The organism is Novosphingobium sp. KA1 (assembly GCF_017309955.1).
In the GTDB taxonomy this organism is placed as follows: domain Bacteria; phylum Pseudomonadota; class Alphaproteobacteria; order Sphingomonadales; family Sphingomonadaceae; genus Novosphingobium.
This window is the reverse complement of the sequence record NZ_CP021247.1, coordinates 3082411-3105213: the sequence shown is the minus strand read 5'-3', so window position 1 is coordinate 3105213 and position 22803 is coordinate 3082411. Positions and strand designations below refer to the sequence as shown.

General features: G+C 63.4%; 30 protein-coding genes. 23 read left to right on the top strand and 7 right to left on the bottom strand.

Annotated features, from left to right (window positions below):
- Positions 1-12: 12 nt before the first annotated feature.
- The 9 genes from CA833_RS14835 (at position 13) to CA833_RS14795 (ending at position 4129) form a co-directional block, all read left to right on the top strand.
- Positions 13-408, top strand: a complete 396-nt coding sequence (locus CA833_RS14835) for a DUF4054 domain-containing protein (RefSeq protein ID WP_207078463.1) — start codon at positions 13-15, stop codon at positions 406-408.
- Positions 408-785, top strand: a complete 378-nt coding sequence (locus CA833_RS14830) for a hypothetical protein (RefSeq protein ID WP_207078462.1) — start codon at positions 408-410, stop codon at positions 783-785. The genes CA833_RS14835 and CA833_RS14830 overlap by 1 nt, the downstream gene beginning before the upstream one ends.
- Positions 769-1209, top strand: coding sequence for an HK97-gp10 family putative phage morphogenesis protein (locus CA833_RS14825; protein WP_370584520.1), 441 nt, complete (start codon positions 769-771; stop codon positions 1207-1209). The genes CA833_RS14830 and CA833_RS14825 overlap by 17 nt, the downstream gene beginning before the upstream one ends.
- Positions 1209-1388 carry a hypothetical protein gene (locus CA833_RS14820; RefSeq protein WP_207078461.1) on the top strand — a complete coding sequence of 60 codons (180 nt, stop codon included), beginning with the start codon at positions 1209-1211 and terminating at the stop codon, positions 1386-1388. Before CA833_RS14825 ends, CA833_RS14820 begins: the two co-directional genes overlap by 1 nt.
- Positions 1360-1806 carry a DUF3168 domain-containing protein gene (locus CA833_RS14815; protein WP_207078460.1) on the top strand — a complete coding sequence of 149 codons (447 nt, stop codon included), beginning with the start codon at positions 1360-1362 and terminating at the stop codon, positions 1804-1806. The genes CA833_RS14820 and CA833_RS14815 overlap by 29 nt, the downstream gene beginning before the upstream one ends.
- A 13-nt stretch (positions 1807-1819) precedes the next feature.
- Positions 1820-2065, top strand: coding sequence for a hypothetical protein (locus CA833_RS14810; RefSeq protein WP_207078459.1), 246 nt, complete (start codon positions 1820-1822; stop codon positions 2063-2065).
- Between the two features lie 39 nt (positions 2066-2104).
- A complete protein-coding gene (locus CA833_RS14805) occupies positions 2105-2557 on the top strand; it encodes a hypothetical protein (protein WP_207078458.1) in 453 nt (150 codons plus the stop codon).
- Complete coding sequence (locus CA833_RS14800; protein ID WP_207078457.1) at positions 2557-3006, top strand: GTA-gp10 family protein; 450 nt, start codon at positions 2557-2559, stop codon at positions 3004-3006. The genes CA833_RS14805 and CA833_RS14800 overlap by 1 nt, the downstream gene beginning before the upstream one ends.
- A gap of 184 nt (positions 3007-3190) precedes the next feature.
- Entirely contained in the window at positions 3191-4129 is a 939-nt protein-coding gene (locus CA833_RS14795) for a hypothetical protein (RefSeq protein WP_207078456.1), read from the top strand.
- Between the two features lie 75 nt (positions 4130-4204).
- On the opposite strand, the gene CA833_RS14790 is transcribed toward CA833_RS14795, so the two are convergent.
- The gene (locus CA833_RS14790) at positions 4205-4501 is read right to left on the bottom strand and encodes a hypothetical protein (RefSeq protein ID WP_207078455.1); all 297 of its coding nucleotides are present in this window, start codon (positions 4499-4501) and stop codon (positions 4205-4207) included.
- A 53-nt stretch (positions 4502-4554) separates the two neighbouring features.
- On the opposite strand from CA833_RS14790, the gene CA833_RS14785 reads away from it, so the two are divergent.
- Genes CA833_RS14785 through CA833_RS14740 form a run of 10 tightly spaced genes read left to right on the top strand, consistent with a single transcriptional unit; the run spans position 4555 to position 15745 of the window.
- Positions 4555-7455 carry a tape measure protein gene (locus tag CA833_RS14785; protein WP_207078454.1) on the top strand — a complete coding sequence of 967 codons (2901 nt, stop codon included), beginning with the start codon at positions 4555-4557 and terminating at the stop codon, positions 7453-7455.
- Position 7456: 1 nt separating this feature from the next.
- Positions 7457-8008 (top strand): hypothetical protein, encoded by a 552-nt coding sequence (locus CA833_RS14780; protein WP_207078453.1) that lies wholly within the window; start codon positions 7457-7459, stop codon positions 8006-8008.
- Positions 8008-8394 (top strand): hypothetical protein, encoded by a 387-nt coding sequence (locus CA833_RS14775; protein WP_207078452.1) that lies wholly within the window; start codon positions 8008-8010, stop codon positions 8392-8394. The genes CA833_RS14780 and CA833_RS14775 overlap by 1 nt, the downstream gene beginning before the upstream one ends.
- Positions 8394-10709 (top strand): hypothetical protein, encoded by a 2316-nt coding sequence (locus tag CA833_RS14770; RefSeq protein ID WP_207078451.1) that lies wholly within the window; start codon positions 8394-8396, stop codon positions 10707-10709. The genes CA833_RS14775 and CA833_RS14770 overlap by 1 nt, the downstream gene beginning before the upstream one ends.
- A gap of 42 nt (positions 10710-10751) precedes the next feature.
- Positions 10752-11432 (top strand): hypothetical protein, encoded by a 681-nt coding sequence (locus CA833_RS14765; protein WP_207078450.1) that lies wholly within the window; start codon positions 10752-10754, stop codon positions 11430-11432.
- Positions 11432-14296: an SGNH/GDSL hydrolase family protein gene (locus CA833_RS14760; protein WP_207078449.1), complete on the top strand. Its 2865-nt coding sequence runs from the start codon at positions 11432-11434 to the stop codon at positions 14294-14296. The genes CA833_RS14765 and CA833_RS14760 overlap by 1 nt, the downstream gene beginning before the upstream one ends.
- A 2-nt stretch (positions 14297-14298) precedes the next feature.
- Positions 14299-14610, top strand: coding sequence for a hypothetical protein (locus CA833_RS14755; protein WP_207078448.1), 312 nt, complete (start codon positions 14299-14301; stop codon positions 14608-14610).
- Positions 14607-14876: a hypothetical protein gene (locus tag CA833_RS14750; RefSeq protein WP_207078447.1), complete on the top strand. Its 270-nt coding sequence runs from the start codon at positions 14607-14609 to the stop codon at positions 14874-14876. The genes CA833_RS14755 and CA833_RS14750 overlap by 4 nt, the downstream gene beginning before the upstream one ends.
- Positions 14863-15345, top strand: coding sequence for a lysozyme (locus CA833_RS14745; RefSeq protein WP_207078446.1), 483 nt, complete (start codon positions 14863-14865; stop codon positions 15343-15345). The genes CA833_RS14750 and CA833_RS14745 overlap by 14 nt, the downstream gene beginning before the upstream one ends.
- Position 15346: 1 nt before the next feature.
- The gene (locus tag CA833_RS14740) at positions 15347-15745 is read left to right on the top strand and encodes a hypothetical protein (protein ID WP_207078445.1); all 399 of its coding nucleotides are present in this window, start codon (positions 15347-15349) and stop codon (positions 15743-15745) included.
- Between the two features lie 392 nt (positions 15746-16137).
- Here CA833_RS14740 and CA833_RS26970 read toward each other — a convergent pair whose 3' ends face one another.
- On the bottom strand, positions 16138-16512 hold the full coding sequence (locus CA833_RS26970) for a hypothetical protein (protein WP_242526123.1): 375 nt from the start codon (positions 16510-16512) through the stop codon (positions 16138-16140).
- Positions 16513-16523: 11 nt separating this feature from the next.
- On the bottom strand, positions 16524-16847 hold the full coding sequence (locus CA833_RS14730; protein ID WP_207078444.1) for a hypothetical protein: 324 nt from the start codon (positions 16845-16847) through the stop codon (positions 16524-16526).
- Between the two features lie 99 nt (positions 16848-16946).
- On the opposite strand from CA833_RS14730, the gene CA833_RS14725 reads away from it, so the two are divergent.
- The 3 genes from CA833_RS14725 to CA833_RS14715 all read left to right on the top strand — a co-directional run bounded on the left by CA833_RS14725 (position 16947) and on the right by CA833_RS14715 (position 18600).
- Entirely contained in the window at positions 16947-17564 is a 618-nt protein-coding gene (locus CA833_RS14725; protein ID WP_207078443.1) for an SOS response-associated peptidase, read from the top strand.
- A 527-nt stretch (positions 17565-18091) separates the two neighbouring features.
- The gene (locus CA833_RS14720; RefSeq protein ID WP_207078442.1) at positions 18092-18325 is read left to right on the top strand and encodes a hypothetical protein; all 234 of its coding nucleotides are present in this window, start codon (positions 18092-18094) and stop codon (positions 18323-18325) included.
- A gap of 92 nt (positions 18326-18417) precedes the next feature.
- Entirely contained in the window at positions 18418-18600 is a 183-nt protein-coding gene (locus CA833_RS14715; protein ID WP_207078441.1) for a hypothetical protein, read from the top strand.
- Positions 18601-18803: 203 nt separating this feature from the next.
- On the opposite strand, the gene CA833_RS14710 is transcribed toward CA833_RS14715, so the two are convergent.
- From CA833_RS14710 to CA833_RS14700, 3 genes are read right to left on the bottom strand one after another with little or no spacing between them, the layout of a single operon-like run.
- Positions 18804-19004 (bottom strand): hypothetical protein, encoded by a 201-nt coding sequence (locus tag CA833_RS14710; protein ID WP_207078440.1) that lies wholly within the window; start codon positions 19002-19004, stop codon positions 18804-18806.
- Positions 19001-19345: a hypothetical protein gene (locus tag CA833_RS14705; RefSeq protein WP_207078439.1), complete on the bottom strand. Its 345-nt coding sequence runs from the start codon at positions 19343-19345 to the stop codon at positions 19001-19003. Before CA833_RS14705 ends, CA833_RS14710 begins: the two co-directional genes overlap by 4 nt.
- Positions 19338-19652 carry a hypothetical protein gene (locus tag CA833_RS14700; RefSeq protein ID WP_207078438.1) on the bottom strand — a complete coding sequence of 105 codons (315 nt, stop codon included), beginning with the start codon at positions 19650-19652 and terminating at the stop codon, positions 19338-19340. Before CA833_RS14700 ends, CA833_RS14705 begins: the two co-directional genes overlap by 8 nt.
- Before the next feature lie 161 nt (positions 19653-19813).
- Between CA833_RS14700 and CA833_RS14695 the strand changes: the two genes are divergently transcribed.
- A complete protein-coding gene (locus CA833_RS14695) occupies positions 19814-22462 on the top strand; it encodes an ATPase (RefSeq protein ID WP_207078437.1) in 2649 nt (882 codons plus the stop codon).
- 48 nt (positions 22463-22510) lie between these two features.
- Here the strand turns inward: CA833_RS14695 and CA833_RS14690 are convergent, their stop codons facing one another.
- Positions 22511-22801 (bottom strand): DUF1467 family protein, encoded by a 291-nt coding sequence (locus CA833_RS14690; RefSeq protein WP_207078436.1) that lies wholly within the window; start codon positions 22799-22801, stop codon positions 22511-22513.
- Positions 22802-22803 lie beyond the last annotated feature (2 nt).

The window sequence follows — 22803 nt, the reverse complement described above, 5'->3', positions numbered from 1 at the left end:
CGTGAGGACGATATGCCCTACACCCGCCTTCCCCTTGCCACCTTCAAGGCCAAGTACACCGCATTCTCGACCCTCACCGAGGAATCGTATGCCATCTGGGCTGCTGAAGCCGAGGGCCGCGTCGGTGAGAACTATGGCGAGCAGCAGCAGAGCGCGACCGAGCTGCTCACCGCGCACCTGCTCGCCTTGAACGGCGTGGGCTTGGCCGCAGGCGTCGGCACGCTCGCGGCGACCGGCGCGACCAGCTTCAAGAGTGGAACCTTCAGCGCAACCCTTTCGGATAGCGTCGTCGCCCAGCGCGCGAAGGGCGGGTATCAGTCCACCGTCTGGGGTCAGCAGTTCGCCGAGATCCAGCGCCGCCTGTTCAGCGGCCCGCGCCTCGTGGGCTTCACTGGGACGCCCTGCTGATGGACCTGCCTGCGGCTTTCGCCGAGATCGGCCTTGGCTTCTCGTCGATCTTTGGTGGGCCGTACTGGCCTGCCCGCGTGATCGAGCAGATCGCCCCGGTCTACGATGACGGCGGCTCGATCGTCACGCCCGGCGGTGTCGCCTATCGCCCGTGCGAAGCGCAGATCGACACGGCCACCCAGCGCATGCGCGAGGCCGAGGGCTACGTGGACACCGATATCGCCTTCATCGTCCTGGCCGACACGCTGGAAGGCACCTTGGACACCCAGGCGCGCATCCAGATCACCGACGGCCCGCATGCAGGCGTCTGGTCTGTCGAGCTGATCGAGCGCGACACTGCCGCCGCCGGATGGGTCGGGCGTGGTCGCCGTGCCTAAGTCTAGGCTCATAGGGGCCAAGGCTCATGCGAACCGCCTCAAGAAGCTGTCCGGCGAGAAGATGGTCCGCGAGGTCGGCAAGGCCTTGTTCGCTGCAGGCGAAATGATCCAGGTCGAGGCGCAGATCAGCATCACGGCCGGTGCTGTCAGCGGCAAGAAGCATGTCGTCTCCGCGCCAGGCCAGCCACCTAACAACGACACCGGGACCTTGGCTGGGAATATCGAGACAAACCAAACAGCCCCGCTTGTCGTCGAGGTCAGCAGCAACGCCCCCTACGCGGGCGCGCTGGAGTTCGGCACATCGAAAATGGCCGCCCGCCCGTACATGGCACCGGCTCGCGACGCTAAAAGGAAAGTGGCCGAACAGCTCGTGCGCCGTGCTGTCGACAAGGTTGTGCGCGAGAGCAAATCAGGAGATTCGTAATGCAGACGGTGACCTTCGCCCGCGAGTTCCGATACCCGCTGGGGGACAACCGCGAGGCCCGCTATCCGCCCAACGTCGAGATCGAGGTGACAGATGCCGTTGCCACCGCCGCCAAGAAGGCCGGCGCACTGAAGAAGGAGGCGAAACTGCGTGCCAAGCGACCTGCTGCGACCGACTGAGCGCGCCGCCGTCATCAGCCTCAAGGCGAATGCCGCGCTACTGGACATCGTGGCGAAATCCTCGATCGATCCCGTCACCGAGGCGCCAGACTGGCCCTTCATCCGCATTGACGGAACCCAGTCCATCCCGGGCGGGCGCGGCTGCACTGCCCGCGCCGAGGTCAGCTTCCTGCTGCACAGCTTCGCAAAGCCGCGGTATGTCGATGACGATCCGGCCGGGGCCATGGAAGAGACGGCCAAGGATCACGCTGGCCGCCTGAACAGCGCAGTGGTGGAGGCGATCCATAATCACGCCTTCACCGTGGAGGGGCGGCGCTATCGCTTTGTTGTCCGCTCGTCTCGGCTGATGCGCGACGGCGCGGAGGCAGACGCATGGCACGGCATCGCATCTGTGGTGGCGCGCGCCTTCCAAGGCTGATACGCTGGCCGGAATGGACCAGCCACTTGCCGAGCGCATGCTGCGCGCCTTCCTCACTCAGATGATCCGCAGCGAGGCTGTCGACCCTGACGACATCATTGAGGCGGCCGATCGTCTGTCACGAGACGGCGACGAGGAAGCGGCCCACGCGCTCAAGGCGTTGATCGTCGAAGCAGCCACGCCGGAACTGTCGGACTGGAACGCAGACCGTGCCCGCGCCCGGTTCCACGCCATAGAGGGCGGTAAGGCCGAAGACTGATCCGCGCCATGCTCCAGCAAACCACGCTGGAGATTTGCCGTGTCCGAGCCGAATAGCGCCGACTTCGCCCTCATCAAGATTCAGACCGATGCCGGGCCGCCGGCTGTCTTCACGCTGCTCTGCGGTATCGAAGGCGTCAACATCAACCGGACTGCCCAAACCAGCGAGCGCTATCGCCGCGACTGCGCAAAGCCGAACCGCCCCGGCACCCGCAAGCTGCGTGTCACCGGCTCCTCGTGGCAAATCACCGGCTCCGGCAACGACAATGTCGACCTCGAAACCGAATGGACCGACGCTTTCGGCGTGCGGAAGATCTACAACGTCGAGCTCTACAAGGACGATGGCACCGACGCGGGCGAGCTGATGGGGTCCTACGCGGGCACCGCGATCCTGACGACCCGCAACCAGGCCTATACGCAGGACGGCGACAGCGGCACGACCGAGGTCACGCTTGAAGGCGAAGGCCTGCTCGTCTGGACCGTCGCTCCGTAATGCCGGACACACGGGTCGAACTCGACTTCGCCGACGGTCGCTATTCGTTCTGGCTCGCCCTGCCCCATGTGGTCGAACTGGAGCGCAAGTGTGGCGGCAAGTCGGTGTTCGCCATGTACGATGCGATGGGCGCCGGGCTCGGCACGGTCGGCGATGATCCTGTCTACATGGGCGGCGGTACCGCGATGGTCACCGAGATCCGCGAGACGATCCGCCTCGGACTGATTGGCGGCAATTCGGGCCTCGTCGATGGGGTGGAGATCGAGGTGGGCCCCAACGGCGCCCGCAACCTCGTCGATACCTACACCTTCCCGGCGCGCCCGCTGGTCGAAGGCCTCCACATCGCCTGGACTATCCTCCATGCGGCGATCGTCGGCATTGACCTAAAAAAAGAGGGCGGCGCGGGGGAGGAGCCGCTGGCCCCCAACCTCTCCGAAAAGGACAACTGATCGCCAACTGCGGCGGGATGCACCTCAATTGGGAGCGACTGTCCCTCTCAGGATACTTCGAGGCGCTGGAGGCTCATAACGAGGCGCATGCGGCGCCGGGAGCAGAAGGCCGCGCAGTTGCTGATCCCGAAAGGCTGCGGCGGTTCGTGGATGCCCACCGGGCTGCATAGGATCGTGGTCCAGCGTGATTTCGATCACGGCGAATAAAGCGTTTCCACGTAACCGTCGATTTGGGCGAATCATCCGAAACGGGGGTAATATGAACCGAGCCACGCGCATCGTTGCGCCGCTGGTCGCATTGGCGATCAGTACGCAGGCAATTGCTGCACCGAAGATTGTTATTCAGCCGATCCAGCAGGCTGACGAACACATCCGATATGACCACGGCTCCGCAACCGTCGACATCTTCTCAGAATCCGGCTCAGTGCAGGTCAGGCCCGCGCCAATGGATCACGGTAGCCTAGCGTTCAATGTGGCGGTCTATAACGACGCGAGCCAGAGCGCCAATGTGGATGTCAGCAGTTTCTCGCTCACATCCGAAAGCGTAACCGTCGCCGCGCTGTCCGTTGACGAATTGGAGCGCAAAGCAAAGAATCGCGCGACCTGGGCAACCGTTGGTCTCGCGCTTGCTGGCGGTCTTACCGCCGCCGCGGCGGCGTCACAACGCGACCACTATCGAAGCACCCTTTACACACCACACGGAGCCTATCGCTACACTTATAGCGCCCCGAGTACAGCCGGTCAGATACAGGCAGCGGCAATTGCAGGTGGAACCGCCTACGGAATCGTATCGATCCAGCGGCAGTTAGACCAAACTTTGGATGACCTGGGCGACCAGATCATCCAAATGAGCACCGTGAACCCTCATGAAAGCTACGCGGGGAAGATCGTCTTCAACAAGGTGAAGTTGCCCAAGCTGCCGGCGCAGGTCACCATGATCGTGGACTGGAACGGCCAGAAGTACCCGTTCACCTTCCAGATTGCCAAGGCAGGCACCCCGGCGCCCCCGTTCAGGCCATCGACGATTGAGCCTGAGCCGAAGCCGCCTATCATCATTCAGGTACCTCAGCCTGTTGAAGCTAAGCCATCCCCACTGGCTGCAACCGAAAAGCCTGCGGACTGATCACACATCACGCTCTTCCAGGCGGCCATTCGTGGTCGCCAGCATCAAAAATAACTCAGCATGCCAGCGCGCCGATTATTTAACGCAATCAGCTGCGGCTTCCGGTGTTTTTGCGAGTTCGATGCACTGCTGCGTAACTGATGCACTCAACTCATCCGTGCTTGGCATAGCCGGAGATTGCCCAAGAAAGCTCGCACCTTGCGCCGCCAGCCATAGAGCGAAACCAATAGCTCCCATCCATGCCAAAAGGCATGCCGCGACAGCGTATCCTTTAAGTACTCCGCTATCGTCACGATAGGCCGGGTTGGCGGCCATCTCCAGGGCCTTGACAATCAAGTAAAGGCACCCGAGCCAGCCAATAATTTGCAGCATTCCATTCTCCCAGGGCGGTAATTCCCAATAGGTGAGCCCGATAGCCTGCCGCAATGGCCGAAATCGACCCCGTAATTCTCCAACTTCGCGCCGATGTCGCGAAATACCGTGTCGACGTCGAGAACGTAACCCGAAGGGTCAACAACCAGCTCGACAGCCAGGGCAAGTCAGTCGTCCGACTGGAGAACCAGATCAGGCAATCGACTGGCGCCATTTCCACATCGTTTAAGTCGATGGCAGCAGGCCTCGCGGCAGGGTTCTCCGCACGTGAAGTCGCCAGCATGGCCGACAGCTACACGCGCTTCACCAACCAACTGAAGGTCGCGGGTCTTGAGGGTGGCAATCTTGCCAGCACGCAGGAACGGCTATTTCAGGTCGCGCAGCGCAATGGCGTCGAGCTTGAGGCCGTGGGCACGCTCTACAGCCGCGCCGCGCAGAACCAAAAGGAACTCGGCGCCAGTACCAGCGATCTCGTCGACCTGACGCGGGCAGTATCCGCATCGCTGCGCATCAGCGGCACCAGCACCAATGAGGCTTCCGGCGCGCTGCTCCAACTCGGCCAGGCGCTCGGCAGCCCGCGCGTCCAGGCAGAAGAGTTCAACAGCCTTCTCGACACGATGCAGCCCCTCCTGCGCCAGGCGTCGCAGTACATCGATGGCACCGGTGGCTCGCTTGCTGGCCTGACGCAGAAAATCAAGGACACCAAGGGGCCGGGCGTTTCCAACGTCGAGCTATTCCGCGCGATCATCCGCGCGATGTCCGATCTGGAAAAGCAGGCGGCCAGCACCACCCTCACCATCAGTGGCGCGTTCACCAATCTCACCAACGCGATCACGAAGTTCGTAGGCGAGGCAGACAGCGCCAATGGCGCAACAACCGCGATCACTGGAGCGCTCAATCTGCTGGCAGAAAATCTCGATACCGTCACCGAGGCCATCGCTGTCCTCAGCGCGATCATGCTGGGGCGCTTTGTGGCGGGAATAGTGGGAGGGGCTGCCGCCACCGGCGTTGCCTCTGCGGCCATCTTTGCGCTTCAAGCCCGTGCCGCAGGTGCTGCCACCACAATGGAGGCGCTCTCGTTTGCTGGTGCAGCCGCAGGCCGATCGCTCCTTGCAGCGTTTGGCGGTCCCGTTGGTCTTGCCGTCACCGCATTGACGCTGGGCATCGGCTACCTAGCCAATTCCAGCGCCGACGCGGAAGCTGCTAGTGCAAAACTAGCATCCGCTGTCGAGCAACAATCGGCTCAGTTTGCTGGCCTCCGAGCCAATCAGGCGCAAGCCGCTGCCGAAACCAACAATCTGACCGATAAGCAGCGTGCCGCTTTGACCGCTACTGCAAACCTAACGGGTGAAGCTCACCTGCTCGCTGATGCATGGGCAAGGGTTGCTGCGCAAGCCAAGGCGGCAAACGTCGAGCAGGCCCGCGCCACGCTCGATCAGGCCCGTAGACTGACCAATCAAACCAGAGCGGCGTATCAGCAGCGAAAGCAGGATGCACTGGACAATCCAGCCAACCGGCCGTTCGCAGAGCGCGGTCTCAGCAAGGGTGTTCTGAACGATCCTGCCCAAGCCCTTGCCAATGCAGAAAAGGCCGCTGCGGGCGAACGCAAGGTTTACGAAGACCAGGTCCGCAATGTGCAAGACGCGCGTCGCGAATATGATCGGATTGTTGGCACGCCTCTGGCGGCCTTCAAAGTCACCCCTACGGCAACAGCATCGGCTGCCGGTGGTAGCAAGAAAGATCGCCCGAAAGGTCGTACCGGTCCTGATCCCGACGAGCTCGCGCGCCGCTTTGCCGATGACCTCGCCCAGGGCGAGCAAGCCATCAAACAGGCCCAGGCCGATGCTCTCGGCACCGCCGAGGCCCGCCGCGCGCTTCAAGCCGACCAGATCGAGTACGAACGCCAGCGCAACGCCCGGCAGATCGCTGCCGACAAAGACCTGACCGAAGCCCAGCGCGAACAGCTTCTCCAGCAGAACGAGCGCATTGCAGAGGCGCAGAGGCAGGCCGTCGGCGCAGAAGCATTACGGGAAGCGCAGGAGCGCCAAAAGCAGGCCGCCGAGAACCAGGCGCAATACGCCGAGGACGCCCTGCGCGCCGACGCCAGCCTTGCGACCACGCGACAGGCCAGCCTCGACGCGAACCTTCGCATTCTCGATAGCCTTGAAGCGCAGGAAAAATCCCACCTCGAGGCGCAGATCCTGGCGGGCGAAATCGTCGATGCGGAAAAGGCCAGGGCTGACCTCGCCAGGTCGCAAGCCGCGCGCCGCACCACGACCCAACAGGACCACGAAAGCCCTCTCGCCCGCCTTCGCCGTCAGACCTCCGAAACCGCAGAAAACATGGGCGATGCGATCGAGAATGTGCAGGTCAATGCGATTGACCGCCTCACCGACGGACTTGGTAGGGCATCCGCCGAATACGTGAAGCTTGGAGGAATCGCAGGTGATGTGATCAACGGCATCATCAGCGATCTCGTGAGGCTGGCAGCGAAGCAGGCGATTATGAGCCTCATCCCCGGCGGGAACGGCGGTGCCGGTAGCGGCGGCAGCCTCCTCACGAGCATAGGCAACTTCCTCGGCATTTCCGGAGCCCGGGCGAATGGCGGACCTGTATCCGGCGGCCGAACATACTTGGTCGGCGAGCGCGGACCCGAACTGTTCACGGCCCCATCGTCCGGCAAGATCGTCCCGAACAACATGCTCAACGCCCGCGCGGCGGCTTCCATGTCCGGCGTTACTGCCGCAGGCGTCGCCGGGCGCGCCGTGCAGCAGCCGGTGATCGTGAAGGTCGAGGCCAGCGAATACTTTGACGCGCGCGTTGACGGGCGCGCGGCCAAGGTCGCCACGCCGATCGCGAGCAGGCATTCCAAAAACGCGGCCGGCGCATCTTACGCTGCCGGCCAGCAGTCCGCGCCCGGCACCATCAACAAGTTCAATCAGCTGAAGAACTGACATGCAGCTTCGCGAGAGTTTCGCCCTGCGCATTGAAACGGATGATCCGTTCCGCATGTGGAGCGGGCACGGCGACTTGGACGTTCCGGCCGACATCGTGGAGGCCGAGCCTGCACGCTACATCGGCGCAGGCGAACTCCTGAATGCCCCCGACTTCGATCAGGGGATCAACTACACCGCCGAGCGGATAGAGATCCAACTCTCAGGCGCGTCCACGCCGATGATCCAAATGGCGCTCGAAGAAGCCGCCAGCGTCACGAACGCCCGCGTCCACTTCGTCACGATTCGCTTCGATACAGACTGGCAACTCGTGGAGGTCGAATACGAGGCCGTCTTCCGCGCCGACAAGATCACGGTTGCAAGCCAGGACGGCGACGACGGCCGAACCCGCACGATCACACTTTCGATCGGGACCGAGGACACGAACCGCAACCGCGCGCCGATGGCCTATTTCACCGATCAGGACCAGCGACGCCGGTCACCTGACGATGCGATCTTCAGCAATGTTTCCGGCATCAACCAGGGCACGTCCCGCACCTTCGGACCCCGCTAATGCTCGGCGACTTCCTTCGTTCCGCTCAACCCGCATGGGACTACCGCCAGCACGACTGCAGCCGGTGGCTGGACCGCTACCTCTGCATGCTTGGCTACGCCTCGCCTATGGAGGCGACCGGCATCCAATATGATGGCGAGCGCGAGGCCAAAGTTGTCATCGGGCGCGGCGGCGGGCTGCTGGCCCTCTGGGCCGCCGGGCTGGAAGCGATCGGGCTGGAGGAGGTCGAAACGCCGGCTTTTGGCGACATCGCCATCCTGTCCGTCCCCACCGACGACGGCGAGGACCAAACCTGCGGCATCTGGACTGGAAAGCGCTGGGCTTCGGTCCATCGCACTGGAACCACGTTCGGGATCGGCGAACCTCTCAAGGTCTGGAGGGTCTGATGGGCGCAGTTGCTCGCGCGATCGTCTCCCCGCTCAGTATCATAGACCGGAACCTGGGCCGCATGGTGCTGCAGGTCGTGGCGGTCGTGGCCGCGTTCATTCCCGGCGGCCAGCCCGTCGCCGCCGCCGCGGCGCTGGCGCTTGCCACCCTGTTCAAGCCCAAGGGCCCGAAGCCAGAACAGCAAGAGCGGGCAATTAAGACCGCCCTGCCCCCGCGCGTGTCCGCCTACGGCACCGTTCGGCTCTATGGGGCGTACATCCTCTACGACACCAACGAGGACGGCTATGCCTGCGACGCCTGGGCATTCCATGACGGCCGGGTCAATGCGATCCTGCGGCGTTACCTCCGCGACGTGCGGGTCACGCTCAACGGCAGCGGCTACGTCCAGAAGAAGAACGGCGAGTTCGGCGATGGCGACACCATCAGGATCGGAACCCGCCTCGGCTTGGCTACGGAAACGGCATTCTCCGAGCTGATCGCCCGCATCCCCGAGGTTTGGTCAACCAACCACCGCGGCGACGGCGTTGTCACCGGCTGCATGATCTCGAAGCCGGTGAAGTCGAAGCACTTCAACGACGTCTACCCGTCAGGCGGGCCGGATTCCAACGTGCTCTCGCTTGTGGTTGAGGCCCAACGGGTTTTCGATTGGCGCGATCCGGCGCAGGACCCTGACGATCCCAGCACCTGGGCGTTCAGCGATAACGCTGCCCTCTGCACTGCCCACTACTACATGACCCGGGCCTACAAGGACTGGTCCACGCACTTCCTGCCGACGGTCGATTCGTGGACCGCTGCGGCCGATGACTGCGACGCCGCCATGCCGCTTTTCTACGGCTCGTCGATCACGATGGCCGATGCCGATGACGGCGATCACACAGTCACGCTGGAGAACGTGCGCGGCCTGGCCGCTGGCAAGGTGGTCACGATCTCAACCTCGGAAACCAACACGGTCCAATCGATCTCCGGTAACTCGGTGACCTTCGTCAACGGGTTCGCCGACGACTATCCCGAGGGCACGTACATGCAGTGGGAAGGCGGCGGCACCGAGGCTCGCTATCGCGTCGCCCTCGCCCACAAGCACACCGACGCCCACAAGGTGACGATCGGCAACCTGCTGGCATGCTGGGATGGCTTCGTCGCCCCTCGCGCTGACGGTGCTCTGGTGGCCTGGTCGGGCCGATACGTCGCCCCCGATCCTGACGACCTGATTGGTCCCGATGAGATCGTGTCCTACTCTTGGGACTATGGCGTCGTCGATGAGGACCAGTTCAACGAGGTCGCGATCTCTTACCTTTCGGCGAACCACGGCTACACCACCGTCGACGCTTCCGCCTGGCAGGATCTCGATGCGATCAGCGCGGCCGGCGAAACCAAGAGCACGACGCTGGAAAACTCGGTGCCCAGCCATGCGCAGGCGCGCCGGCTCGCAAAGCGCCTGATGGCGAAGACGATGGCTGCCAACCGGGGCTCGATCACAACGAACTCGCGCGGCCGCAAGATTCGGGGCAAGCGCTTCATCCCACTGCACATCGAAGAGGCCGGCGCAGTCTTCTTCTCGGGCACCGCTGAAATCGTCCGCCTGCGCCGCAACCTCTCCACAGGCGGCGTAACGTTCGACTGGATCAAGGCCGACCCGAACGTCGACGAATGGAACCCCGCAACCGAAGAAGGCGAGCCCGCCCCCGTGGGAAATCGCGTCGCTCCCCAATCCCTCGGAACGCCTGTCATCACCTCGGCCACTGCCGAACTTGACGCATCCGGCACCGGCGCCCGCGTGCGCATCATCGCCGAAGGCTACGACCGCGACGATATCACCTGGTTTACCCGCTGGCGCTCCACCACCGATGCCTCCTGGAACGAGCAGGAGTACACCGATATTGAACCCGGAACAGAAGCGCTACTGGTGACCAGCGTTGTGCCTGTCGACATCGCCGTGGACGTCGCGGTGGCTTATTCGATCGGTGACGGCCGCGTGTCGACCTGGTCCGCTTCGTCCACCGTGAGCACCAGCACTGCAAATCTCGCACCGGCGCCGAACACGGCGTTTACCGCCACCGGTGACGTCGGCCACGCGACCGGCGGGTGGTCGAACAGCACGTCATCGAACTTCGGCCACTCCGAGCTCTGGATCGGGACATCGCCAGCCTTCGGCGGCGCATCACAGATCGGGGCCGACTACACCGGCGGTGCAGGCGTCGCAGAGACGTTCGACGAGGCGCTCTCCGCAGGAACATATTACCTCTGGTCGATCGCCTTCAACGCCAGCGATACGGCATCCGCACGCACCGGCCCGATAGAGGTGACCGTGACCTAACGGCGGTAAGCCGGACGCCGCACGTGATCCATGCTCGCGCCCATGAAGGTTTTCCCCACCTGTTTGTTCGCGCCCAATGGCACCGAAGCTTACATCGAGCGTCGGACCATCAGTGGCGGCACCGCCCTGAGCGGCAACGAGACGCTCATCGGGACGGACGGCGGCGGCAGGATCGCGGCAGAGTTCGAAGACTTCGACCTGGATGATCCCGAGATCGCCATCGCATGGGATGCGATTGACGCGTTCATGGACGGCGGCCTTCGCGCGATGATCATTCCGCTCTGCGACGCGGTTCACCAGCCTGCTTTCAGCTACGCCGGAACCCCGCACAGCGACGGCACACCCTTCTCCGACGAAACGCTTTACCAGACGCCCGGCACCGACGTGACCCTAGCGGCTGACGCGGCGCTGCGGGCGACCGTGATCCAGATCGACATCGTGGCCCTAAATGGCAACCCACTGGGCTGGTTCAGCATTGACCACGAGAACTGGCGCCACCGCTGCTACAAGGTTGCAGAGATCCTTGCCCAGACCGAAACGACGGCAACGATCTCCATCCGCCCGCCCCTGCGCGAGGCGACGGTCGCTGGCACCCCTCTCGATTTTGCCTCTCCTCGCTGTGTCATGCGGATCGACGGGGAAATGCGCGCGCCTCGCAACATGGGTTTCGCTGAAGGCCAGCCCATCCGCTTCGTCGAAGACATGACCGGGAGCTATACCTGATGGGTACGATCGGCGACGCCTTCAAAGCCGCCTGGCGAGACTTCGTCACCGACGGCATCCCCGCAACTGGTGAGAACGACCCCGACAAGGCGGAGATCCGCCCCATTGGCAACCTGATCGATCAGCTTGTCAACGGCATTGCTGCGGGCATCCAGATCGTCGCTACCACCGCTGCGCGCGACGCCTTCTACGCGACTGCCGAGAACCAGTCCAAGCTGGTCTACGTCAACAACAACAACGGATCAGATACCGACCCGGCAAACGGGGTGTACGAGTACGTCAGCGGCGCGGCGCGACTGGCGCAGGGCTTCTATGCCGGGGTTGCTTCGGTCGTGCAGCCACTGGTTGATGAAGCTGAGGGGTATAAAGAGCAGACTGAAGCGATAGCCGCTCAATTCACCGGCACGAACGGCGCGGCTGCGGTCACCTATGGCTCGATCAACGTCAAGCAGATGCTCGACCTGAGCGTCATGACGTTCGATGCGACATACAGCGAGGCCTTGCGTGACTTCACCAACGTCCTGGGCGGAGGCGTGAACGCGCTCTATCTCCCGCGCACGCTGTATTTCAAACGGTCGAACGGCACGCAGTACAACATCACGGTTGCCAATTCGGCAGCGACCGAGATCTCCGGCGGCGCATACTGCAAGATCCAGCTGCCCTCGGCGAACGTGGCCTATGTCTACTTCGATACGGTCGATCAGACCTACAAGATTGAAAGCTACGCATCCGCCCTCGACCTGCATCCGGAACGAAATGGCGAGATCATCAAGCTTTTCGATGTGCGCGGGAAGGCACTCTCTGGCCGCATGCCCTTCCGAGAAATCGACGATATGCCCGGCCGGTCAGACATCGTGTTCACGGAAGACCTGATCCTTGAAGCCGGTGGCAAGCTGCTGGTGCCGTCTTTCTATGTCCGGGGTAGTGGCGCCGCAAGCTGGACGCTGCGCAACCCGGCGGCAAACGGCGAGCGCTATTTCGAGATCGACGGTGCCGACTCTGGCCACGTTGCCCATATCTTCAATGATGGGTTCGCATCGACCGGATTCGTGAAGCGCGCCTATGACGGCGCTGCCGGAAGCCAGTCCGGGTTTAACCGGTCCACCATAGCGACGATCTCCAACCGCAAGGTGAGTTCACCGCATTCGATGGCTGGTAATGTCCCTGGCGGGGCCGTGGCCAATCAGTGCCCGTTCGGCAAAGCCTCGATCGACGCGATGCCGCGCAATTTCGCACCGACCAACATTGCTGCCACGACGATCACCGATGCCAACCTCACTGCCCTTGGCTTTACGCGCGGTTTCACGCGGCTGACGGGGGCGGGCGATATCTTCGTGGGCATGGATCTTCCGGACGCCAGGCGTGGCGGTTCGATCTTTATCCGCGAATATATCTACACCGATGTCGCCGGCTCCTTCGGCATCCCCCGCGCCTATCTCTGGTCAGCAACCGCAACCAGTCCGATCACGACGTTCAATCTGACGCTGGAGAAGAAGATCAGCGATAACGTCGCGGTCTACTCAGGCATCTTTGACTTCCCGGACGTCGAGGGCGCGCTTTACCTCTACATGGGCACCACGGTAACGGCTGGCACGACGCCGATCGTCACCGGGTTCCAGTTCCACCATTCTGGCGCCCGGGCGCGCTGGATCATGCGCGACGACTACCCAAGTGCCCTCGTCGATGCGGACCTCCTGCCGATCATCGGCAAGGATCTGTTCGTGGTGTCCGACCGCAATACGATAATCTATCCGCGCCAGATGCTCGGTGATCGTACCGACAACGTCGCTGACTGGTTCCTTGAGAGCAGGCAGGGCGCGCCTATACAGCCATTGCAGATCGGGCCCTCGCAGGGTCAACCTATGGTGATTGACCATGCGCGCGTAGGCAGCGCCGCATACCTGCGGATGTACCCCCGAAACCGCCGCGACCGCATGTTCCAGAAGGTCTTGACGGTCAACAAGAAGACGGTCCCGGTTTCAGGCTCTCCCGCTCCTAAAATCCTGATGATTGGCGACAGTCTGACCAATCGGCAGATGGCGTATTTCATCAACCTCTACCTGACCGCGATGGGCTTTGCTCCTGTGTTTGTCGGGACGATGAATGGCAACGGTGCGGGTAATGCGGCCGGGACTGGCCCTCTTGGTGAAGGGCGAGAAGGCTGGGCGCTTACCGATTTCTTCCTGACCCGACAGGATGCCGACGTGACCAGCGTCGTCGCTGCGGGAGGCGAGGCCGCATATCTCGCGCTTTCCAATGCGGCCAAGCTGGCTGCCAATCCATTCATGCAGATCGCGGCATCCAGCAGCAGCGCCGCCCCGACGATCACCTATGGCGGGACCGACTACAAGTTCGATCTCGCTTACTATCTCTCGCGCTTTTCGCTGGCCACGCCTGATATCGTTGTCCTCAACCTGTCCAAGAACGATCAGCTTGAACAGAACGCCGCAACAGCCCTGAGCGATGTCACTACCCTCTATCCGGCTATGCTGGCGGAAATCCGGCGTGCGATGCCCAGCGCGAAAATCCTGTGCTGGGGCACGACCATGCCCGACAGCTATGCCAGCAACGCTGAGTGGATTGCCAAGGGTGCGCCGATCCTGCGGGCCATCAGGGACGCCATCGAGGCAAAGCGCGTGGCAGGGGACAACAATATCAAGTTCGTCCCGACGCACGCGATGCACAGCATCAGCGACTTCAACACACCGACCACGACTGACACTGCATCAGGGACGCAGATCGGCACCGTGGGCGCCACCAATACCGACATCATCCATTCTCCTGTTCCGACCACGATCACGTCTGGCGTTGGCCGCGAGCAGATCGCCGAGGCGCTGGCCGTCGCCATCGCGTGCGAGGCCTGAACATGTCTGAAGCCGACAACTCAATGGCGCTGATGCTGGGCGAAATCCGGGGGGAAGTACGTCAAGTCGTGGATCATGTTGCAACGCTCGCGGGCAAGATCGACGCACTGACTGCCTCCCTCCATCAGATGGCCCACCTGCCGGCCGAACTGCAGGCCCTGAAGGATCGCGTCGCTACGCTCGAGGCCGCCGAGCAGCAGCGTCGCGGCGCGATGGGGCTCGGCTCCATCATCATCAAGGCATTGCCGTGGCTCCCGCCTGCGATCGTCGCCGGCGGCGCGGCTGCCGTTGCCATGAAAGGACTTGGCCAGTGACCAAGATCATCGCAGCTATCCGCTCCCGGCTGATCGCCGACTGGCGCCTGTTCTTCCGCTTCTGGTCGGTACGCCTCAATGGCCTTGGCCTGCTCCTGCTGACCGGCTGCCAGGTCGCGACCGACGCCTGGAACTCCATGCCGGCCGACCTGCGCCACGCCATTCCCTACGCCCAGGGCATCTCGATCGCGCTGCTCGTCGGTGGGCTGGTCGCGCGGCTCTTTGTCCAGCCCAAGCTTGAGGAGAAGCGCAGTGGCAGCCAGTGACAAGAATTCCGCCCGCAAGCCCCTCGCTGCGCTGATCGGCACCGGCGCCGCGGCGGCGCTGGTCGCGCTGGTCGGTGCGTGGGAGGGCAAGAGCAACGACCCGTACCGCGACATCGTGGGCGTCTGGACGGTCTGCTACGGCGAGACGCAGGCGCCCATGCGACGCTATACCGACAAGGAATGCTCGGACATGCTCGCCACCCGGCTGGCTGACTATGCCGGGCCGGTCCTGCAGCGAAACCCCGAACTGGCCGGCCATGACAACCAGGTCATCGCCGCCAGTTCGCTCGCCTACAACATCGGCGCGGCCAACTATGCGAAGTCCACGGTCGCCCGGCGCTTCTCCGCGCGCGACTGGCGCGGCGCCTGCGACGCCTTCCTGATGTGGAACCGTGCCGGCGGGCGGGTGGTCAAGGGCCTCGACAATCGCCGCCGCGCCGAGCGCGCGGTCTGCCTCAAGGGGCTGTGAGATGAACCCGATCCCGATCGGCTGGTGCCTCACCGGTGCCGGCGCCGCGGCGCTGCTCGGCGCGTGGGGCGGTTGGACCGTCAACGACTGGCGCCACGACAGCAAGGCGCTGGCCGCCGTGGAGACGGCCGCCAAGCAGCTGGACGCGGCCCGCGCCACGGTCGACCGCGCCGCTACCGCCTACGAACAGGAGAAGCCCATTGCAGCCGCTCAATCCTCCGTGCGCGAAAGCACGCTCCGCGAGATCTACAAGGATCGCCCTGTGCCTGCTGACTGCGCCGTGCCTGATGCTGCTCGCAGCGTGCTCGACAACGCAGTCGACGCCGCCAACGCCCGAGCTGCAGGCCAACCTGCGGCAGGCGTGCCCGCCGCTTCCGAAGCCGCCGGCGCCGCTCACTGATCCCGAGCGCGCAGCCTGGGAAAACACGATGATCGCGATGTATGGGGATTGCGCGGCACGGCACCTGCGGAGCGTGGAGGCGCGCGAAGCTTCCGGAAATTGAGATATGGGCTTGCCTAGGCAACTATTTTCCAAATTGGTAGTTTCGTGGGCAACTGCCACAGAAGCAGGCGATCCTATGGCCTCGGTCCCCCCCCGACCGAGGATCACCTTTTCAGGCCGCCCCTCGTGGGCGGCCTTTGCATTTGCCGTAAGTATCCCACGATAGATCGCTCTTTGGCGGTTTTCGCGCGCGAATCGTGTTATCTCTGTAACCGGCTGACGTCTCCGAATGGGTTTTAGCCAGAGGGCGCTGTTGTCACCTGACGGCAGCGCCCTTTTCAATTTGCGGCCTAAATTGCGACCCAATCGAGTTCGGCCTCGTCCAACGCGGCGAACATGTCGCCGTCAGCACCGCACTCGCGCAGCCGCGCCCGCACTGCCTCGGGGGCGCCCTCAAGCGGGAACTGCGGATCCGCTTTGGCCGCTTTGACCAGGCGGCCGAGTAGGCCGGTGCCCGGCTGGCGCACAAGCCATCGACCGAACGGGCCCCGCTCGGCCGGGCTCTCAACCCTTCCCATATCCCGCAGCCGGGTGTCCTGCGGCGCGGCCGCATAGGCCCGGTAGTCCTTGAACTGGGTCATGTCCTGCCAATCGCCCTTGCCGTCGCAGATCCGGCCGCACTCGCGGCGCAGATCGGCCAGCACCCGGGCCTTGTCGCTATCCATCGTCGTCTCCATCATCTCACTCGCCTGACTGCCGCCTTCCACGTCCACTCATCGGGCCATGGCAGCTCGAAGTCGCCCTCCGCCCATGGCACCGGCTCCAACTTCACCGGCCTCACCTTCACGCCCTTCGGAGAACGGCACACCCGGCACCAGAAGCGCTCGCGCGCCGGGCCGAACTGATCGCTCCAGCGCCGCCGCTCAAAGTGCCACCAGAGGCAGTGCGCTTCGAACCGCGAACTGTGCCCGCACCGGCAGACCACCAGCACCGACTTGTGCAGCGTGGCGGCTTCGAAGATGCACGTCGGCGCCATCAGGCCATCGTTTGACCATCGCATCGCCACACCGAATCATCATCCCATGATTAGAACATATAGCGAACAATCGTTGAGATCGAGTCTGATTGACTCCGTCCGCCGCAGAGCCATCATGCCGGCATGTGCAACCTCTACCGGATGACGGCGCCGGCCGACGCGGTCGCCAAGCTGCTCTCGGCGGTGCCCTCGGCTGGCGCGAACTTCGCCGCCAAGGTCTACCCCAAATACACCGGGCTCGTTGTTGCCCAGGGCGCCGTGCGCACGATGACATGGGGCTTCCCCCGGCACGCGGTCAGCAAGAGGACCGGCAAGCCCCTGAAGCCCACTGCGACGAACAACGCCAGGGACGACAAGCTGCGCGGCAATCCGATGTGGCGGGACAGCTTCCGCGATCGCCGCTGCCTGATCCCCGTCACCGCCTGGGCCGAGGCCGAGGGGCCGGACAGGCACATGACCCGCACCTGGTACTCACTACCGGGACGGGAGCTGTTCGCTGTCGCCGGCATCTGGCGGCCGTCGGGTGAGTGGGGCGAGGTCTACTCGATGGTGATGGTGCCGGGCAGCGAGCAAATGTCGGACGTCCACGACCGCATGCCGACCATCCTCAGCGCGGACAATTGGACGTGCTGGACCGATGGGGCACCCGATGAGGCGTTCTCGCTGCTGCGGACATGGGACGGACCGCTGGCGGTCGATCGCACTCCGGAACCGTGGTTCAAGCGCTCAAATCCGGCCTGACCACAGATAATGCCGCCCGCCCAATCAAGCTCGGCAGTTACGCATCCCAGAACTTTCGCCATTTCGACGGGGCTTCCCGCCTGATCGGAGCACCGCACCTCTTGCAAGATCCATGGAAATGCGTGCCATTCCACTCCGCCTTACGGCGCGCCGGAAGATGGCGATTCAGCATGCATCGGATCGTTTGAGGAAGAATAGCCATAACATCACCTCCATAGGTTAATATCATCGACCGGCTATTCTGCACCGCACCCATATCGCATGCGAAACCGGGAAGAATCAATAAATAACAATGCCCGTTATGATATTGCAATACGAAAGAATCTGACTTTTACGAATCATACAAACGTAGTAAAAGCACATACAATCAATACACCCTCGACGGTCGCGCGGTCGGATCTGAAAGTCATCCGATCGTTCCGCAAGAAACGGTGAAAGCGCAAGCATTCACCGTCACGGTAGGCCGGCGAATGAGCTCCCCTTAACGCAAACGCGCCGGCCTATCGTCCATTACAATGGAGCTGTTGATGCCGATGACTGTTGATGATTTGATCAAGATGAGGCGCATGGCGTTACATCGCCTTCACTTGCTTGAATCTGGAGATATGGCCTTTCGCTTCCCCAAAACAGCAAAACTGGATAACGCCTGCGCGATAGCCGCGACACGCAGCCAGATCGCCGACATTGACGCTGCCCTCGCAGAGCGCGGACACAGGCATGCGAGTAGGAGTCATGCCGCGCTGCGATCAGCTTCCGCCTGAATTTCGGCATTCTGGCCGAGTTCAGCCGTAGGGCGGCGTGTCGCATTATCCACACTCACAAACGCCAAACGCCTCGAGTTCCAGGAGCATGCATGGACAAGGATGAGCCGGAAGCACTGCGCATTGCGCGAGCGGTTGCCATCTACTTGGACGATGAACTCGACCGCAATCTAGAGAATTTCATTCCGGTGCATCGCGAGATCGCAGTATGTGCGCTTGGCATCGTCAAGGCCGCCATCGGCAGCCTGGAGGATGAGCTTAAAATCCGTCACTGATGCGGTGCACGGCAGCCGAAGCTCTGCGCATTTCCTGGGCAAATGAACGAATTATAACCCGCGCCTTGCCCGTCACCATTCCCTGTCCTCCTGGCACTGCTCGCAGGGGTGGTTAGGCTGGTCACAGCCTTCGTTGTCATAGGGGCAGGCGTTGAGCCAAGCCCACAGGCGGCGGAAGAGGTTGAGGAGGCGATCAAGCATGGTCAGCAATCCTCGCATGTGCCGGCGCGGGGCAAGGTGTCCTCGCCGCAATAGAAGCACCAATGGTCAAAGGGGCAGTGGCGCCCGGTCGCGGCAGGCTCGTTGTCACGAAGCTGCGGGCAGTCGGCGGCGTTGCATTCACCGTCCATGCTGCCCCGGCAGCCCTTCTCGCGCTCGCCTTCGCGGAAGACATAGCCGGTCATGGCGCGATACTCCGGCCCCAGTCGCGTGCATTGCGAGCCTCGCGGTGGGTGTTTCGGATGGCGATCACATGCGGCGGCAGTTCCTCGCGCGGCATGTCGTCGAAAAGTTGGCCGTAGCAGGGAGCGCAGTCCCAGCTGGTGAGCTGCTGCATGTTCCAGTCCCGAACCTGAACGCACTCGATGCAGGTGCGGACCTGGCCCCACTGATGATCCCAGACGGCACGGATATGCTGGTAGCGGGTTCCTGCCGGGATAACGCCGCTGCATTCCTCGCAGCGATGCGGCTTTCGGGCGCGCTTCCATTCCTCGACATGGACCGAGGCGACTTCGCAATCACACATGCGCCGCCTCCGAAACATCGATCGCGAACACGTCGACCGGATCGGAGCCGAAGTGCTCATGCTGGATGGCGCGCAGGTCGTAGCCGCGCCACACCCGCGTCAGCCGGGTCACGCCCTCCACGCCGCCGCCCTTGGGGTAGCCGCGCAGCATCACGACATGGCGATAGGTCCTGCCCGCAAGCTTCTTGGCCCAGCTCGGCTTGCGCTCGCGGAACTCGTGCAACTTCGTGCCGTCGCGAATCTCGTCGAAATAGATGCCCTTCACCGGGATGAAGAGGTCTCGTTCAATGGTGCACGCCTCACCCACGAGCGCCTCCCATCCGCCTCTTTTCGGTTTTCCACCGATTGGCTAAGCCATTGAAGGTGTTTGAGCGGGTTTTCCCGGCAGGTGGTCGGAATACCGTGGAAACCTGCTGGCCTGCATTAATCCGGGGTTTATTGCCGCATCGCACATGCTATCCTGCGCCCATGGCTGGGGAAAACAGGATCATCGCGTTCGACGCGAACCACGGCGAAGACGGTCGCATGGAAAACGAAAGCTCCGAAGGCGCGGACACGCCGCCCTCGGATCCCGCTCCGGCCTCCTCCCCCACCAGGGAAGACCGGCATTCGGCGCGGGAAAGCAGGGCCATCGTCCCCTACCGGCAGCGCAAGGACTGGCTCGCCCCGGTGCTCGCAGGGCTCGCTTCGGCGGCATGGACCGGCGTCTATATCTGGTCCCAGTGGCCTGCCTTCGGTTTCCTGCCGTTCTCCGCCTTGCCATCCGCCCTTACCACTTGGGCGGTTCCGCTGCTTCTGATCGGCCTCGTCTGGCTGCTGGTCATGCGCCACAGCGCCCGCGAAAGCCGCCGTTTCGCCGATGTCGCGGCAACGCTCTCGCGCGAATCCGCCGACCTCGAACGGCGCCTCACGGCGGTGAACCGCGAGCTCAGCCTGGCCCGCGAATTCGTGGCGGCACAGTCCCGCGACCTCGAAGCCCTGGGGCGCATCGCCGCCGACCGGCTCTCCAAGAATGCCGGTCAGCTGCAGGACCTGATCCGCGATAACGGGAGCCGCATCGAAACGATCAGCGACGTCAGCGTCTCGGCTCTCGACAACATGGAGAAGCTGCGCAGCCAGTTGCCGGTGATCGCCAGCTCCGCCAAGGACGTCACCAACAACATCGGCAACGCGGGCCGCGCCGCCCATGTCCAGCTTGAGGACATGATCAACGGCTTCAACCGCCTCAACGAGTTCGGTTCCGCCAGCGAACGACAGGTCTCGCGCCTGCGGGAGGCGATCGCCACCGCCATCGACGAATTCACCACGCAATCGGAACGCATGGGTACGCTCGCGGACGAGCGCTTCGGCACCCTGGCCGAGCGTGGCCTCGCCTTCCGCACGGAACTCGAGCGCCACGAGGTCGAAGCACTTGCCGGCATCCGCACGCGCGCCGATGCGCTTGAGGCCGAGATTTCCGACACCCGCGCCCAGCTTGACCGCCACGAGGAAGAAAGCCTGACTTCGCTCCGCGCGCGCCTCGTCGCCCTGCGCGAGGAAAGCGATGTCGTATCGCGCGCGCTGCGTGACGGCGAAGGCCGTGCCGCCGAAGCCTGGCGCAAGGCGCTCGAAGAACTCGAGGACGAACAACGCGAAGTCGCACGCGGCATCGGCCAGACCCAGGAAGCCACCATCGGCGCCCTGCGCAGCGCGCTCGAAGCCGTATCGAAGGAGAGCGAAAAGCTTGACGCATCGCTTGCGGCGCGCAGCGAGCGGCTCAGCGCAGAATCCGCGCAGCGCCTCGACCGGCAAGTCGAGCAGGAACGCGCCGCCATCAGCCGCCTTGAAGCCATGCTGGGCGAACTGGACGGCGAGATTTCCCAACGGCTCGAGCGCCACCGCCTGCAATCGGCCACCGTCTCGGAACGCGCCAACGCGATCACCGCGGAACTGGACCGCTACACCGAGCGCCTCGCCGGCGTGGCGACGAGCAGCGAAGCCATCGAAGGCCGCCTGGCGGCAAGTCTTTCCGCTCTGACAGAGCGTCTGACGGCCGCCCGTGCCACGCTGAGCGCAACCGATGGCGACGTCGACAAGCTCACCGAATCCAGCGTTCGCCTGCTCGAACTGATCCAGGGCAGCGCCCGCTATGCCCACAACGACCTGCCCGAAGCACTGGCCGTGTCGGAGGATCGCCTGAACCGCCTGCAAACGGGGGTCGCCTCGGTGCTCGAAGGCCTGCAGGCATCCACGGCCAACGGCAGCGCCCTGGCGCAAGACATCGAGGGTGCTGGCAAGCACCTGACCGCACTCGCAGCCGAACTGTCCCTGGCACAGAACGACCTTGGCCGCAGCGGCAAGGCCCACGGTGTCCTGCTGGACGAATTGCGGCAGGCTATCGCCGCGCTGGAAATCGCCACCGGCGAGGCCGCAGGCAAGGCCGATGGCGAACTGCGCCGTTCGATCACGGCCTTGGAAACGGCAATCACCGATGCCATCGGCACGATCGAAACCGACAGTGCGGAACGGATCGCCAGGGTCGCGAACGATCTTGGTGAGCAAAGCGCTCTCGCCATCGACAAGGCGATGCGTCAACGCGTCGCGGAAGTGACCGGGCAACTCGATCAGGCCGTCGCCCACGCCTCCGGCGCCACGCGCGAGGCAACGATCCAACTGCGCGATCAGCTAGCCAAGGTCGACGAACTGGTCGGCAACCTGGAAAACCGGGTGACGCACGCACGCGAGCGGGCAGCGGAACAAGTCGATAACGACTTTGCGCGCCGGGTGGCTCTCATCACCGAATCGCTCAATTCCAATTCGATCGACATCGCCGCATCGCTGTCTTCCGACGTCGCCGACACCGCCTGGGCCGCGTATTTGCGCGGTGACCGCGGCATCTTCACCCGCCGCGCCGTCACCCTGCTCGATGCCGGCGAAGTCAAATCGATCCAGCAACTGTTCGAACGCGACGAAGCCTTCCGCGAACATGTCAGCCGCTACATCCACGATTTCGAGGCGATCCTGCGCCAAGTGCTCTCCACCCGCGACGGCAATGCACTGGGCGTCACCCTGCTCTCCTCCGACATGGGCAAGCTCTACGTGGCGCTGGCACAGGGCATCGAACGCCTGCGCAGCTGACACTTTCACGAAAAAGGGCCCCGTTTCCGGGGCCCTTTTTTCTTTCATTCAGTATCCCAGATCCTCGACTGGCGGCCGTCCCAGCAGATTGAGCTGGTCCACCGTGATCCACTGCTCGGCATAATTGGCGTAATAGAGCCCGAAGAGGACCACCGCCAGAACCGTCGCGCGCTTGGCGATGCGTTTCGGACGGAAATTGACCGGGGCGCTGGTAGCATGGCCTTTCGCAACCCGGTAACCGTCCACTTCGTCAGGCGTACGAAGGCCAAATGGCATGACGAGGAACGCACTGAGAACCCAGAACAGGCCGTAGATCGCCACCATCGAAGTCCATTGCATGG

Bases quoted from the DNA above. Each gene is read 5' to 3' on its own strand.
- CA833_RS14835 (WP_207078463.1), top strand. From the start codon at position 13: ATGCCCTACACCCGCCTTCCCCTTGCCACCTTCAAGGCCAAGTACACC.
- CA833_RS14830 (WP_207078462.1), top strand. From the start codon at position 408: ATGGACCTGCCTGCGGCTTTCGCCGAGATCGGCCTTGGCTTCTCGTCG.
- CA833_RS14820 (WP_207078461.1), top strand. From the start codon at position 1,209: ATGCAGACGGTGACCTTCGCCCGCGAGTTCCGATACCCGCTGGGGGAC.
- CA833_RS14810 (WP_207078459.1), top strand. From the start codon at position 1,820: ATGGACCAGCCACTTGCCGAGCGCATGCTGCGCGCCTTCCTCACTCAG.
- CA833_RS14800 (WP_207078457.1), top strand. From the start codon at position 2,557: ATGCCGGACACACGGGTCGAACTCGACTTCGCCGACGGTCGCTATTCG.
- CA833_RS14790 (WP_207078455.1), bottom strand. From the start codon at position 4,501: ATGCTGCAAATTATTGGCTGGCTCGGGTGCCTTTACTTGATTGTCAAG.
- CA833_RS14785 (WP_207078454.1), top strand. From the start codon at position 4,555: ATGGCCGAAATCGACCCCGTAATTCTCCAACTTCGCGCCGATGTCGCG.
- CA833_RS14780 (WP_207078453.1), top strand. From the start codon at position 7,457: ATGCAGCTTCGCGAGAGTTTCGCCCTGCGCATTGAAACGGATGATCCG.
- CA833_RS14775 (WP_207078452.1), top strand. From the start codon at position 8,008: ATGCTCGGCGACTTCCTTCGTTCCGCTCAACCCGCATGGGACTACCGC.
- CA833_RS14770 (WP_207078451.1), top strand. From the start codon at position 8,394: ATGGGCGCAGTTGCTCGCGCGATCGTCTCCCCGCTCAGTATCATAGAC.
- CA833_RS14765 (WP_207078450.1), top strand. From the start codon at position 10,752: ATGAAGGTTTTCCCCACCTGTTTGTTCGCGCCCAATGGCACCGAAGCT.
- CA833_RS14760 (WP_207078449.1), top strand. From the start codon at position 11,432: ATGGGTACGATCGGCGACGCCTTCAAAGCCGCCTGGCGAGACTTCGTC.
- CA833_RS14755 (WP_207078448.1), top strand. From the start codon at position 14,299: ATGTCTGAAGCCGACAACTCAATGGCGCTGATGCTGGGCGAAATCCGG.
- CA833_RS14740 (WP_207078445.1), top strand. From the start codon at position 15,347: ATGAACCCGATCCCGATCGGCTGGTGCCTCACCGGTGCCGGCGCCGCG.
- CA833_RS26970 (WP_242526123.1), bottom strand. From the start codon at position 16,512: ATGGATAGCGACAAGGCCCGGGTGCTGGCCGATCTGCGCCGCGAGTGC.
- CA833_RS14730 (WP_207078444.1), bottom strand. From the start codon at position 16,847: ATGCGATGGTCAAACGATGGCCTGATGGCGCCGACGTGCATCTTCGAA.
- CA833_RS14725 (WP_207078443.1), top strand. From the start codon at position 16,947: ATGTGCAACCTCTACCGGATGACGGCGCCGGCCGACGCGGTCGCCAAG.
- CA833_RS14720 (WP_207078442.1), top strand. From the start codon at position 18,092: ATGCCGATGACTGTTGATGATTTGATCAAGATGAGGCGCATGGCGTTA.
- CA833_RS14715 (WP_207078441.1), top strand. From the start codon at position 18,418: ATGGACAAGGATGAGCCGGAAGCACTGCGCATTGCGCGAGCGGTTGCC.
- CA833_RS14710 (WP_207078440.1), bottom strand. From the start codon at position 19,004: ATGACCGGCTATGTCTTCCGCGAAGGCGAGCGCGAGAAGGGCTGCCGG.
- CA833_RS14705 (WP_207078439.1), bottom strand. From the start codon at position 19,345: ATGTGTGATTGCGAAGTCGCCTCGGTCCATGTCGAGGAATGGAAGCGC.
- CA833_RS14695 (WP_207078437.1), top strand. From the start codon at position 19,814: ATGGCTGGGGAAAACAGGATCATCGCGTTCGACGCGAACCACGGCGAA.
- CA833_RS14690 (WP_207078436.1), bottom strand. From the start codon at position 22,801: ATGCAATGGACTTCGATGGTGGCGATCTACGGCCTGTTCTGGGTTCTC.